Genomic DNA, 13,275 nt, shown 5'->3' with positions numbered 1-13,275 from the left:
GTGCGACGAGGCCGAGAGGTGCTACGTTCCTCGTTTTCCCGTGTCAACGCCCGTCTGCCGAGCGAGTTCGTTCATGAGCTCGGTATATCGAGCTCTCAGCTCGTCGCGATCGGCAGCACGGTCTGTAAGCATGCCGTCCCAATCGGAGTTCCATGCGGTAGCGCCCCGGTAGTCAGCACGACGGTTTCCCCATATGGAGGTAAGCGTGGTTCGGAGCTTCGCGTCCTGTCCCGCGCCGGCATAGGTCGCAAAAATTGTGCCCATGAAATTGTCATACGCGACGGTGCATGCCGGGCTCATAAACGGAAGATTGACATGCACCGTGCGATCGAGGTGACGCTTGCGGTCAACGACTTCGGTCGGGGAGAGGTCTTTCCATCCACCAACCCAGCGAAAGTAGCAATACAAGTCGTTCAGCATGGGCGCAAGTTGCTCAGCTATCTCGATGCGCTTTTCTACCAGCTTCTGATTGACCCACTGGGAGTGTTCGAGCCGTTTTGTCAGCAGTGTGATCCACCATCCCAGTCCGATGACGGCCAGTGGAATGGAGGCTGCGACGACAAGTTTCGCGATCTCGAGACTGCTCCACATCGGTTGGTTACTACCTCTCGTGAAACACAGGCAGTCATCTCGCGGGCTGCCTTCCCTGTTGCGGCTGGAGAACACCTTCAGCGTGCACCTCAGTAAAGCGTGCACCTCAATAAAGGCAGGGGAGTCGGAATTGATCGATTATCTATCGCGATCTGCCACAGATCTCTCGAGCTGCCCGATTGACGCTGACGGCACGTAACCGGGGCGAGTGCGCATGGAGAACGGACGACGCATGCCGCACGGGCTCGACCAGACGATGCTCATCGTGCTCAAACTCCCGTGCGCGCTATAGGATTCGATCCAGAATGGGAGTTGGTCCGTCTGGCGACGTGCCAAGCGTCGGAGCTGGGTGAGTTACGTTCTCGGTACGTGTCACCCGGTCTGGGTAATGCACGAGAGCGGCGAGCACGAAGCTCGCCGCTCTCATTCAGGCAGGTCGCCCGGGCCGGAATGCGCCCCGGTTGTCACGTGTTCACCGACCGGTCAGTGCCTGGGCCTTCTGTGTCAAAGCGACTGTGGCCGCGCGCAACTGGTCGGCGGATTGGAGGGGCTCTGCGTATCCGACGCGGGTCACGGCCACGCCGCGGGGTGTGGTGACGCGCAGGTCCAGTCCGTAGCGGTCGGCTCCTTCGCACGTGGCCGACTTCGCGTCGGGAAAGCCACCGAGCGCCTGGGCCATCGCGCGCAGGGCGTCGGCGTGGTCGGCGTTCAGGTGCTCGATCGCCGGGCCGGCGTGCGGGGTGACGGGATCAGCTGTCGCGGCGGCGTAGGACTCTTCGCTCGCCGAGTCCATCCGCCCGTAGCCGCCGACCCACCGCACACGCTGCACCCGCAGCACCCAGAGCGAGAAGTCGCTGAAGTCGATGTAGACGTGCGCCGCCGGGATGGCCGCCAGGTGTGCCTCTCGGGCGGCGGCGAGCTCGTCGCCTTCCGGGCGATAGACGTACCCGGCGAGGGTGATGCGGGTGCTGGCCAGCGGATCGGCGGGCGGGTTCGGCGCGACGATCGCGATGCTGGCGCGGGGATCGTGCGCGAGGTTGCGGCCGTGCTCGGCCATCTGCGACACACACAGCACGGGCGAGCCGTCGAGCAGACCGTAGGTGACGAACGACGCCCACGGGTCGCCGTCCCTGGTCAGGCTCGCGAGGGTGCCTACGTTCGTCGTGGCCGCGACCGTCCGGGCCTCCTCGGCAGCGGACGGGCGGGCCGGGTTGGCGACCTCCTCCAGTGGCGGCGGCACGGTCGGGGCGTCACCGGGATCTCCGTGATCTACGTTCGTCATTCGCTGAACGGTACCCCGCCGCAAATTGGCGGTGGCATTGCCGTCGACCTGCGCTTACCGTTGAACTGAGGGCTCGATCGCCGAGTGGCTATGCGAGTGCGACCGGGTCCTCGCGAAGCGTGATCGTGGGTGATACGAGATGACCGCGTTGGGCGTGCTGGCGCTGGTGCTGGGTGTGCTGTTGATCGTCGTCGAGGCACACGCACCGACCGCGGGTGTCCTCGGCGGGCTCGGGGCACTGTTCGTCGGGGCCGGCGTGTGGCTGCTGTTCACGTCCAGCGATACCGCGCAGATGATCGCCATCCCGGCGGCCGCGGGAGTCGCGGTGGTCGGCGTGGGTCTCGCCGTGGTGGGCGGCAGGAAGGCACTCGCCGCCGGGCACGCGCCCGTGCGCACCGGAATGCAATCCCTCATCGGATCCGACGCCACCGTCCGCAACTGGAAAGGCCGGCAAGGTCAGGTCGAGGCGGCCGGCAGCCTGTGGAGGGCGCAAACGCTGTTCGGTGACGACGAGACCCCGACCGCGGGCGATTCCGTCGTCGTCGAGCAGATCCGCGGACTCACCCTCACCGTGCGCCGCCGCGAACCCTGGGAGATCCCGCTATGACCACCATCATCGTCATCCTGTGCGTCGTCATCACCCTCCTCGCCGTTGTCGCGAGCAGCTCGATCCGGGTGCTCCGCGAATACGAGCGGGCCGTCGTGTTCCGGCTCGGCCGACTGGTCGACCTGAAGGGCCCGGGGCTGGTGCTGCTGATCCCGGCGATCGACCGGATGGAACGGGTCAGCCTGCGGACCGTGACCCTGAAGATCCCCGTCCAGGAAGTGATCACCCACGACAACGTGCCGGCCAAGGTCACCGCCGTCGCCTACTTCCGGGTGGTCGACGCAGACCGGGCGATCGTCGAGGTCGAAGACTTCCTCGCCGCCACCCTGCAGATCGCCCAGACCACACTGCGCTCGATCCTCGGCAAGGCCGACCTCGACGCCCTCCTCGGCGAACGGGAACGCCTCAACGAAGACCTGCAGAAGGTGATCGATCAGCAGACCGAACCGTGGGGCGTGAAGGTCACCACCGTCGAGATCAAGGACGTCGAGATCCCCGCCAACATGCAGCGGGCCATCGCCCGGCAGGCGGAGGCCGAACGCGAGCGCCGCGCCAAGATCATCAACGCCGAGGCCGAATTCCAGGCGTCCACGAAACTGGTCGAGGCCGCGGACGTCATCAGCCGCAACCCCACCACCCTGCAGCTGCGCTACCTGCAGACCCTCAGCGCGATGGGCGGCGAGAACAACTCCACCGTCGTCTTCCCGATGCCCCTCGACCTGGTCCGCCCGTTCCTTGCGGCGGCGAAGGACGCGGCAGCCACGGACGACGGCGACGAGCGCGCCCGGTTCGAGGCCCAGGCCAACCTCGCCGCGATGATCCCGCCCGCCGGTGCGGAAGCGCGCACCCCACACCACGCACGAAACTGACGTGCCCCACCGTTCACCGTCCGGCCACCGCGTGTACTCCGGGCGGTGACCGCAGTGCGCTTGGCTAGGGTTGGACAGCCGGCAGGAGTCCACCCGGGCACCTGCCCGTCGGGGCGAGCGGAAGCGAGAGACCGATGAGCGGCACAGAGGCAGCCGACATGCGGACGGCCGAATATCCGCGACCGACGCATTGCCTTCTCCACCTCACCGACACCCATCTGGTCGACGACGGCCTGCTGTACGGGGCCGTCGACAGCGAGGCCACGCTGCGGCAGATCTTCACCGACATCGAGGCGTCGCACGCCCGACCGGACGCCCTGGTGTTCACCGGCGACCTCACCGACCGCGGTCAGCCCGGCGCCTACGAGAAGCTGCGGGGGATCGTCGAACCGGTGGCCACGTCGCTCGGTGCGCAGGTGATCTGGGCGATGGGCAACCACGACGACCGCGGCCACTTCCGGACGGAACTGCTCGGGCAGGAACCGTCGTACGAGCCGATCGATGACGTCCACGACGTCGACGGGCTGCGTATCATCACCCTCGACACGACGGTCCCCGGGCGCCACCACGGGGAGATCTCCGAGAGCCAATTGATATGGCTGGCACAGCAACTCGCAGTCCGGGCGCCGCACGGGACCATCCTGGCGCTGCATCACCCGCCGGTGCCGTGCGTCCTCGACCTGGCGGTGCTGGTGGAACTGCGCGATCAGCCGCGCCTCGCCGACGTGCTCCGCGGCAGCGACGTCCGGTCGATCCTCGCGGGACATCTGCACTACTCGACGACGGCGACGTTCGCGGGCATCCCGGTTTCCGTCGCGTCGGCCACCTGCTACACCCAGGACCTCAACGTCCCGGCCGGGGCGCTGCGCGGACGCGACGGCGCCCAGGGCTACAACCTCGTGCACGTGTACCCGGAGACGGTCGTGCACTCGGTGGTCCCGATCGGCAGCTACGACACCATCGGCGAATACGTCACCGCAGAGGAAACCGAGCAGCGGCTCGCGGCGGAGGGCGTGCGGATCCCCGACGCCGGCGAGCAGGCCGTCAAGCCCGTCCGGGTCTGATCAGCTGCTGCGCGGGAACTGCTCCCGGTAGGCCATGACGTCGGAGAGCCGGAACCGGCGATGGGTGCCGCGCATCTCGATGGGCAGCGCGCCGGAATCGGCGAGCCGGCGGACATAGGTGTCGGAGACGCCGAGAATCTCCGCGGCCTGCGACGTGGTGAGCAGGTCGGTCACCGCGCCGAGCGCCACGCTCTGACCGTCGGCGAGGAGAGCGAGCAGTTCGAGGACGGCGTCCCGCGCGGAGTCGGGCAGCACCATCCCGTCGAGGGTGACGACCGGCGACCCGTCCAGGGCGGTCCGAAGCTCGGCCGCGGCCGTCGAGCCGAGCGCGGAAACGATGTGGTCGATGCTCATGTGGTCCACGATCTCATGAGTCCCGCCGGCGAGGCCTGAGGGCGGTAGCCTTTGAGAATGGACGAGTTGCGCGATCCCACAGCCTTCGAACTCGCACGCGCCGACCAGATCGACGTGACCCCGGAGATCGACGAAATCGGGGAGCTGCTGCGCAAGTCCGGCCGCAAACACGCGGCCGACGACGAGGACGAGCCCTGGCGGCACGGCTACCCGTACGACAAGAAGATGACGCGGCGGCAGTACGAGAACCGCAAGCGGAAACTGCAGATCGAACTGCTCAAGTTCCAGGCCTGGGTGAAGGAGAACGGCGAGAAGGTCGTCATCATCTTCGAGGGCCGCGACGCCGCAGGAAAGGGTGGCGCGATCAAACGGTTCACCGAACACCTCAACCCTCGTGGCGCGCGGGTGGTGGCGCTGGAGAAGCCCACCGAACGCGAACGCACCCAGTGGTACTTCCAGCGCTACGTGCAGCACCTGCCCGCGGGCGGGGAGATCGTGATGATGGACCGCTCCTGGTACAACCGGGCCGGCGTCGAACGCGTCATGGGCTACTGCACCCCCAACGAGTACCTCGAGTTCACCCGATCCGCGCCGGAGTTCGAGCGGATGCTGGTGCAGTCGGGCATCCACATCGTGAAGTTCTGGTTCTCCGTGGGCCGGGAAGAGCAGCACGCCCGGTTCGTCTCCCGCAGCACCGACCCCGTCAAGCAGTGGAAACTCTCACCCACCGACCTCGCGAGCCTCGACAAGTGGGACGCCTACACCGAGGCGAAAGAGGCCATGCTGTTCTACACCGACACCCCGCACGCGCCGTGGACCGTCGTGAAATCGAACGACAAGAAACGGGCCCGGCTCGAGGCGATCCGCTGGATCCTGCACCGCTTCGATTACACCGGCAAGGACGCACGCCTCGTCGGCAAACCCGATTCACTCCTCATCGGTTCTCCCGCAACGGTCTACGACGAGGGCGAGCGCCCGGCCGACGCGTTCCCCAACGTCTGACCACGATGCCGTCGTCGAGGCTGAGGGTCAGTCGAGGACCGTGAAGAACGAGTCGCCGTCCTCGGCGGACCCGTCGATCTGACCGCGGTCGGTGCGCGAGTCCTCCACGATGACACCCTCGACGACGGAGGCGTGCTTGGTGCCGAACACCGGAATGTCGATCTCCTCGTCGTCGATGACCCGGTCGACGTCCTCGGTCAGCTCGTCGTCGGGCAGATCCCGCAACGACACCTCCGACTGCGGTTCCAGCGGGGTATCGGGCTCCTCCTCGGACAACTTCTCGTCGAGCGACTCACCCTCGCGCTCCTCACGCAAGGTGGTACCGAACCGGTCGGCCTCACTCCAGCCGTCGGGCGGATCGACGACGTCGTCGCCGTCGTTGTTGCGCACGTCGTCGGAGTCCAGGCTCTCGCTGGGGCTCAGCGTGTCACCGGGCCCGTCTTCGATACTCATAACCATCAAATGCCCAGATCAGGCGTGGTTGAAACTTCGATGGCCCAGGTCAGGCGACAGCTCGAGCATCGCGCAATGTCTCGAACGCGGCGATCTGCGCCGGCGACCACGGCGCCGAGTTCACGCGGCTCGAATCCAGTTGCACGAGTGTGGCGGTCACCTCGGCGGCCTGCACGCCGTCCTGCTCGATGGTGATCAGCAGCGTCAGCGACGTGGTGCCGATCCGATCCAGCGTGACGACGACGTCCGCGTCGCCGGTGAACAGTTCGCGCCCGAAGTTGCTGACGACGTTCACCACGGCGGTCTGCGTGACCGGGTCGAGCTGGTCGCCGCACGCCTCGACGAGCGCCCGCTTCCACGCCACGGCCGCCGCCTCGTGCGCGCAGTAGAACGGCACATGGCGGCTCACGGACTCCGGTGCGTCCGGGCGGGGGTTGTTCCGCAGGGGGAGCGTGTAACGAGGCATGGATCGGACATTACTTGCTGCCCGGACGGGCGTCGCAGCCGGAGGACGGAGCTGACAGGTCCCGAACGAAGGCGGCGAGCAGTTGCTCGAGCACGTACGGCCAGGGGATGCGTTCCTGCTCCAGGCGGAGATCACCCTCGCGCAAAGACTCCAGGGCGGCGGCCTCGGACGCGGTGAGGTGGGACACTTCGTTGAACGTCGGTGACTGCTCCCGGACCGCGAGACCCCGCCACCGATCCAGGGTGGCCTGATCCATCAGCAGGCTCCGCACGTGCGGAAGGTGCCGGCGCAGGCGGTCGAGGATGGCGAACCCGTGACTGTCGAGGTCGCCCCAGTACCAGACTTCCGAGTCGACCACCCACGGGACTTCGGCCAGTTCGTGGACCGTGTAGCCGCCACCGTGCACCGCCACGGTGTCTGCCAGTGGCGGGAGCGCGTACAGGCCCTCCTTGTTCTCGAGAATCAGGGTGCGCGCCGGGTTCAGCGGCAACGCGGTGAGTTCCTCCAGGGAGGTGGCGAAGCGTCGCGGACTGCCCGCCAGCAGACCGGGATCGCACAACGCGAGATCGCGCAGGTGGGGAAGGCTTCGGATGCCGAGGTCCCGGCTGCCGCGAACGCCGTCGAGTAGCGACTCCACCACGCCGCGGTGACGCGCGAGCCATTTCGTGTCGACCCCCGGAACGGGAAGCTGACGAATGAAATACCCGGAATCCGGGTGCTCGTTCAACCACCGTGCAATGGTTGTCAGCCTGCCGAAGTCGTCGTCGTCCAGCTCGAGCCATTTCGCCGCGGTCGCGGCAACCGCGGCCGACAACTCCGGGGTGCCGGGACCGAGACGGTCGACGAGGGCATCACGGCGCATCACCAGGGCGCGCCATTCGGCCTCGCGGCCACCCGCGGACGCGATCCGGCCGGCCCCGGCCAGCGTCAGCCGCACCGGCACCTCCTGGGTGCCGAAGCTCGGCCACCGCCGCGTCGCCCACTCCACCCGGCCGTCGCCGGCGTAGCCGCGCCAGGCGCGTACCCACGCGACGACCGTGTCGGGATCCTCGGCAATCTGCTGCTCGGACGGCGGATGCAGCGCCACCGTCAGCGAATCCTGATCGGCGAAAACGGAGTCGGCCAGCCAGCGTCGTCGGCGACTGTTGTAGGCGGCCAGTGCCTTCGCAGCGGCTACGGGCGGCAGAACGCATCGGGTGCTCATGCACTACCCACGTCGTCGAATTCGATGAGGCTGAGTTCGGTGTGCATCCGGTCGCGGATACTCACGGTCACCGCACCGCCGATGTACTCCTCGAGTGTGCCGAGCAACTTCAGCGGCGTCGCCAGCACCATGTGGAAACCGAACTGCGCGAACACGTCCAACGCCCGGCGTGTGTACGCGGAGTCGGCGCGGTCGAACGCCTCGTCCAGGATGACCGTGCCGTAACGGGGAAGGTCTGCGCCGTCGGGTGCGAGCTGATACCGCAATGCCGCTGCCAGACAGAAGAACACGAGTTTCTGTGCCTGACCGCCGGACAGGCCGGAGCTCGAATCGTGGTAGTTGCGCGCCTCTCCGGCGCCATCGATCTCGACGCCGATGAATCCCACGTGCAGGCGGGTGTCCAGGACCTGCCGCTGCCAACGCTGATCCGCGGGCTCTTTCGAGGCCAGACGCTCCAGCACCGCCGCCATCCGCTCGAATCGCTCCTCGGCCGCGGGACGCTGCTCGATGTCCCAACCACCGCTCGTGATCCGGGTCAGGTCGTCCAGCAGGTCGGCCGCCGCCGGCGAACGTCGCTCGCGGACGTCGATGCGCAACCACCGGTCGGTGTCGAACGCGGAGCGGTGCAATGAGTCGTTCACCGGGTCGATCCGGGAACGGATCTCCGCCGGCGCCTTGCGGATCGTGCGAGCGAGTTCGCCGATGTTGCGGTGTGACTGGTCGTGCAGCAGCTGGAAGAACCGATCTTCGTACCGGGGGAGACCGTCGGAGCGCAGCCGTTGGAGAATCGCCAGGGCGTCGTCGACGTATTCGGCGTCGACCCTCAACTCACCGCCGCGGGACTCCCACCGCGCCAGGTACTGGGACAGGATCCGGACGATCGACGCGCCGGCGGCAGACACCGCGTTCTGCGCCTCACCCCTGTCCTTGCCGATGCCCTGGCCGACCTCGAACAGCGCCCTGTCGATATTGTCCGATGTGACTCGGCGCGCGAACTTCTGAAACCGCGCCTTGATCCGGGCAGCCACCGCATCGGGAGCCGTTTCGCCTGCGTCGAGTTCGGCCTGCGCGATCCTCGCCTCGAGTTCCGTGAGCGCCGTCCGGTGCACCGTCAAAGCTGTGTCCGCCTGACGCCGGGCCGCGTCGGCCTCGTCCTCCGCCTTCCTCGCGAGCTCGAGGTCAGCCGACACCGCGGAATGCTCCGGGTTGTCCTGCCGCCAGGAGTCGAGGCGGCCGTCCACCGCGTCGACGGAGGCCTGCGCCGCGCTGATGTCGACATCCGCCCACTGCGCATCGAGGATTGTCTGCGCGGCGCGATTCTGCCGGGCGATCCGCTGATCCTCACGGTCCAGCGCGTCGAGTCGGCTCGTGATGCCCTCGATCGTGACGTCGAGTTCCGCGATTCGTCGGCGAATGTCCTCGAGTTTGGTTTCGTTGTCGAATCCGAGAACCCACCGCCGCCGGTCGTCGATGCGGCTGCGGTCATCCTTCTCGTGCCGCTCCGTGGAGTGTTTGACCTGCCCGGCACGTGTCACGGCGCGGGTGTGATCCGCGAAGCCGGCCGCGGTGTCGACGCACGCATAGTCGTAGCGGTCGGCGAGATGGTGGTGAATCCAGGGGGCGAGCGGACCGTCCGTGACCTCCACTCGGCGCACCAGCGACAGGGCCCCGGTCTTCGGCACCGTCGTCGGTGTGGCGCCGACCCGCACCCGGCGATACACGAGCCGCGCGCCGAGGTGGGTGGCGTCGACGGCTGCCGCGACCGCCGGATACACCTCCTCCGGGACGAGAACGGTGCGCCCGAGGCCGCCGAGGACCCGCTCGATGGGGCCGGTCCACTCGGAGTGCTCGTCCCGGACCGCGATCAACTCGCCCGCGAACGGTACGGCGTCATCGGGGATGCCGGCGGCGGAACAGATCGACTCGCGGGCGCGCAGCAGTCCCGGATCGATGTTGGAGCGTCTTCGGGCGACGATCTCCCGATCGGTGATGAGCTCGGCGCGCTCCTTCTGCGCGGTGCCGCGCTGTTCGGCGAGGGGGTAGCGGTCACCGAACCGCTCCTCGTGGGTGGTGGACGCCTGCCGCAACTGATCCTCGAGTTGCCCGCGCAACCGTGCGAACTCTTCGGCGGTCCCGGGAACGGTTCCCTCCCAGGCCGACACCGCCTCGGCGATCCGATCCCGCCTGGCACGCACCCGGGCCAACGTCTTCAGTTCTGCGTCTCGCTGCGCGTGGAGGGTGGCCAGCCGGCCGCCCCCGATGCCCTCGAGTTTCACGGTCAGATCGAGGGTTTCCTGGCGGGCGCGTTCGGCCGCTGCCGTGGCCTCGGCCGCGCCCGACTCCAGCAGGGGAGTCAGGGCGTGGCGTTCGGTGCGATCACCGCACAGCAGCGACAGCGTCATCTCGGCGTGAACCGCCCCGAGATGCGCGTTCTCCTCCTCCGTGTCCCGCAGGGCCTGAAGGCCGCGGCGCCGCGTGTCGGCCAGGTCGACGAGCGGTGTGAGCATCTCGACCTGAAGCCGTGCGTCGACGACGACGCGGTGGGCCTCCTGCAGATCGTGGAACTGGTTGACCGCGCGCTCGGCCATCGCGAACGTGCTCGGGGTGTCGAGCATGTAGTCGCGGAACAACTGGTCGAGGCTGCCGAGGCTTTTCGCGGACAACGTGCGATGCAGCAGTCGCTGTGCACCTTCCGTCGAGATGCCCAGACGGGAGCGGAAACTGCGGGCGAACGGCGCGTACGTGGGGTTGACGGCCGCCTCCGGCCACCGCTTCCGGATTCCCCTCGTGTCGATACCGCGGGCCATGAACGCGCCGAAATCCGTCAGGTCCAGTTCGTGGTCGAGAATGAGATGGAGGTGGCTGACATCGCCCGCCGCGTTCTGCCCCCGCCCGAGATGCATGAGCTTGACGAGGGTGATCGGCGGATCGTCGGTGCCCACGCGGTAGGTCAGGGCGATGCCGCTCCACGTCGCGCCGGTGCGCAGGTACGACGCGACCAGCCCCTCCGTGTCCGCGCCCGCCTCCCTCCGCCACGCACCCCGGATGTACGTGACGAAGTTGCGCCCCGAGTTCGTGGCCTCCTGCGCGGCCGCGTTGAACCGCAGCTGATTGCCCGGGACCAGCACCGCCGAGATGGCATCGATGAGCGTGGACTTGCCGGAGCCGGAATTGCCGGTGATCAGGAAACCCTTGCGGGCCACCGCGAGATCGTGGTGGCCGTGCAACGTCCCCCAGTTGACGACCTGCACGCGCGCGAGTCGGCGTTGACCGGGATGGATCACGGTGTGCCCTCCTCCAGAATCCGCCGGAACTCCGCCTCGACGAGAGCGACCTGTTCGGCGTCGAACAGCTGCCGCAACACCGGGGAGACCTCCATCCGATCGTCGGTCGAGGTCTTGGTGAGCAGCGAATACTTGTCGAGTTTCTTCCACGACGCGTTGATGCGCTTCGCGTAGCCGGCGGGGTCGGTGTCGCTCGCCGCGCGATACATCTCGAGCTGTTCGCGCAGTTCGTCGAGATCGACGATCACCCGTTCACCCGGCTGCGCGCGCAGCAGACGTTGGCGCAACGCGAGCAGCATGACCGTGTCCATGAAGGTCAGACGCTCGGTGCGCAGCACCGTGGGAGTACTGGCGTCGCCGGTTTCGGCGGGGCGGGTGAACGCCAGCTCGTTCTCGTCGTCGATGACGAGAACGAGAAACACGTCGGCGAGCCGGGACCGGAGGAGGCGCTCGTCCCGGATCACCGCGCGCCACACCTCGGGATGCTTGGCCGCGGTGACGAGCGGGCCCTTGAGCAGTTGCACGAAGGCGCGCCGCGTCTCCACATCCAGTTCGCCGGTGTCTCCGGGGTACTGGCCGCGGGTCGTCGGCTCGTCGGTCATGTCGGGCTCCCCGTGGGTTCGAATGCCGGCCGGGTGGTGAACTCGTCGGCCGCCGGATCGAACAGGCGACGCCGAATCGTCGCCCGGCGTGCGACGCCGGCTCCCGACACCCACTGAATGTCCTCGGTGCCGTCGATCGCGTGCCCGTGGTGGGTGGCAAGGACCATCAATCCCACCGCGCTCGCGAGTCCCTGAGTGGCGGGGTAGTCGCGCAGGACGTCACCGATCGTGGCGCGACCGTGCACCCGCAGAGTGGCCGCGACGTTGTCGGACAATTCGTCCATGTCGATCTCGGATTCTCGGACGAGCCTTCGGAGTTCGTCGAGATCGACGGTGCCGGCGTCGTGGGTGAGCACCGGTTCGGTGACGAGGTTGTCGGCGGGGTTGTGCAGGCGCAGAGCTGCGACCGATTCGAGGGTCATACCCACCCGCACCAGGTCGAGGTCGAGCAGGTCGTAGGGCCTACGACGTTTGGCCACGGCGACGGCACTCTGCTGCGCGGTGCGCAGCAACCGCTGCAGCCTGCGGTGTTCCTCGTAGTGACGAGACTGGACGAAGTGACGCAGCGACCGGGACAGCGAGGTCATCGTCGAATGCACCTCGGAGCCTGCCGTTTCCATCTCCGTCAGCAACGTCCGGAACCGTAACCTCTGATCGGTGGTCAGCATCGCGGCGAACGGCCGCTGCAGCACCGCGTCGATCCACTCGTCGATCTGCGACGACCGGGCCGGATCGAGAATCATGTCGTAGAACGCGGTGAAGCTGCGGCCGGCATCGGAGTCCCCGATCAGGTCGACGCCGCGGAAAACATCTCCCAGGGTGTCGCCGCGGTCACCGTCGTCGTCGAGGATGCGCGCCCGCAGATCACGGTTGAGTTCCTCCAGTTCGGCGCGGACCCGGGCGAAGTCCGCGGGGACCTCCGAGGCCAGCGCGAGAATCTCCGCGGAACGCTCGACGGCACGATCGCCGTCGAGGACCGGGAAAACCCCCGACTCCACCGCCGCGATCTGCTGATCGATCGCCGCCCGTTCGGTCAGCAGCGCGGTGAGACGAGTTTCCTTGCGCGGATCGGAATCCCGGGCCAGAGCCTGCAACTGGGTGGAGAGCGTGGTCAGGCGGGATTCGGTGGCCGAACTCGCCTGACTGGTGAAATTCGCGACGAACACCATCGCGGCGAACGCGCCCTCGGTCGGCTCCAGAGTCTCTTCACGGGTACCGAGCGCTGCGCGGCGGAGCAGATAACCGGACCGCACCCACTCGGTGCAGTACGCCTGACCGGTGCGCGGGAAGTCGAGGCCCTCGTCGCGCATCGTCTGAAGGTCGGAGTCCAAGCGGGCGAACAGTTCCGGAGCGGGGAGGCGGCGCGTCCCGTGGTCGAAGTGCCGGCCCAGCAGCGCCAGAATCGCCGGCGCCGTGTCGGCCCGCAGCAGCGTCCACGCGGCATGGTCCTGGCGCAGGCGAAGAAGCCGATGGACGTCGGCGGCGATGGACATCGGA

Annotated in this window: 13 protein-coding genes; 4 read left to right on the top strand and 9 right to left on the bottom strand. The window is 67.7% G+C overall.

What is annotated here, in order from left to right; translation table 11 throughout:
* Positions 1-21 precede the first annotated feature (21 nt).
* Positions 22-591 (bottom strand): hypothetical protein, encoded by a 570-nt coding sequence (locus P3H15_RS35020; protein WP_276141453.1) that lies wholly within the window; start codon positions 589-591, stop codon positions 22-24.
* Positions 592-1,063: 472 nt separating this feature from the next.
* The gene (locus tag P3H15_RS35015) at positions 1,064-1,873 is read right to left on the bottom strand and encodes a HugZ family protein (RefSeq protein ID WP_276141452.1); all 810 of its coding nucleotides are present in this window, start codon (positions 1,871-1,873) and stop codon (positions 1,064-1,066) included.
* A gap of 139 nt (positions 1,874-2,012) precedes the next feature.
* On the opposite strand from P3H15_RS35015, the gene P3H15_RS35010 reads away from it, so the two are divergent.
* From P3H15_RS35010 to P3H15_RS35000, 3 genes are all read left to right on the top strand, one after another.
* Entirely contained in the window at positions 2,013-2,480 is a 468-nt protein-coding gene (locus tag P3H15_RS35010) for an NfeD family protein (protein ID WP_276141451.1), read from the top strand.
* Positions 2,477-3,349, top strand: coding sequence for a slipin family protein (locus tag P3H15_RS35005; protein ID WP_276141450.1), 873 nt, complete (start codon positions 2,477-2,479; stop codon positions 3,347-3,349). Before P3H15_RS35010 ends, P3H15_RS35005 begins: the two co-directional genes overlap by 4 nt.
* A 134-nt stretch (positions 3,350-3,483) precedes the next feature.
* A complete protein-coding gene (locus tag P3H15_RS35000; protein WP_276141449.1) occupies positions 3,484-4,413 on the top strand; it encodes a phosphodiesterase in 930 nt (309 codons plus the stop codon).
* On the opposite strand, the gene P3H15_RS34995 is transcribed toward P3H15_RS35000, so the two are convergent.
* Complete coding sequence (locus tag P3H15_RS34995; protein ID WP_276141448.1) at positions 4,414-4,767, bottom strand: helix-turn-helix domain-containing protein; 354 nt, start codon at positions 4,765-4,767, stop codon at positions 4,414-4,416.
* Between the two features lie 57 nt (positions 4,768-4,824).
* On the opposite strand from P3H15_RS34995, the gene ppk2 reads away from it, so the two are divergent.
* Positions 4,825-5,769 carry a polyphosphate kinase 2 gene (ppk2, locus tag P3H15_RS34990; protein ID WP_276141447.1) on the top strand — a complete coding sequence of 315 codons (945 nt, stop codon included), beginning with the start codon at positions 4,825-4,827 and terminating at the stop codon, positions 5,767-5,769.
* Positions 5,770-5,796: 27 nt separating this feature from the next.
* Here the strand turns inward: ppk2 and P3H15_RS34985 are convergent, their stop codons facing one another.
* Genes P3H15_RS34985 through P3H15_RS34960 form a run of 6 tightly spaced genes read right to left on the bottom strand, consistent with a single transcriptional unit; the run spans position 5,797 to position 13,271 of the window.
* Positions 5,797-6,228, bottom strand: coding sequence for a hypothetical protein (locus tag P3H15_RS34985; RefSeq protein WP_276141446.1), 432 nt, complete (start codon positions 6,226-6,228; stop codon positions 5,797-5,799).
* A gap of 43 nt (positions 6,229-6,271) precedes the next feature.
* On the bottom strand, positions 6,272-6,688 hold the full coding sequence (locus P3H15_RS34980) for a hypothetical protein (protein ID WP_276141445.1): 417 nt from the start codon (positions 6,686-6,688) through the stop codon (positions 6,272-6,274).
* 10 nt (positions 6,689-6,698) lie between these two features.
* Entirely contained in the window at positions 6,699-7,892 is a 1,194-nt protein-coding gene (locus P3H15_RS34975) for a DUF3322 domain-containing protein (protein WP_276141444.1), read from the bottom strand.
* Positions 7,889-11,176 carry an ATP-binding protein gene (locus tag P3H15_RS34970; RefSeq protein ID WP_276141443.1) on the bottom strand — a complete coding sequence of 1,096 codons (3,288 nt, stop codon included), beginning with the start codon at positions 11,174-11,176 and terminating at the stop codon, positions 7,889-7,891. Before P3H15_RS34970 ends, P3H15_RS34975 begins: the two co-directional genes overlap by 4 nt.
* Positions 11,173-11,778: a DUF4194 domain-containing protein gene (locus P3H15_RS34965; protein WP_276141442.1), complete on the bottom strand. Its 606-nt coding sequence runs from the start codon at positions 11,776-11,778 to the stop codon at positions 11,173-11,175. Before P3H15_RS34965 ends, P3H15_RS34970 begins: the two co-directional genes overlap by 4 nt.
* Complete coding sequence (locus tag P3H15_RS34960; RefSeq protein ID WP_276141441.1) at positions 11,775-13,271, bottom strand: DUF3375 domain-containing protein; 1,497 nt, start codon at positions 13,269-13,271, stop codon at positions 11,775-11,777. The genes P3H15_RS34965 and P3H15_RS34960 overlap by 4 nt, the downstream gene beginning before the upstream one ends.
* Between the last annotated feature and the right edge of the window lie 4 nt (positions 13,272-13,275).

The sequence above is a fragment of the Rhodococcus sp. T2V genome (assembly GCF_029269925.1).
GTDB lineage: Bacteria > Actinomycetota > Actinomycetes > Mycobacteriales > Mycobacteriaceae > Rhodococcus_F > Rhodococcus_F koreensis.
This window is presented reverse-complemented; position numbering and strand designations above follow the sequence as displayed.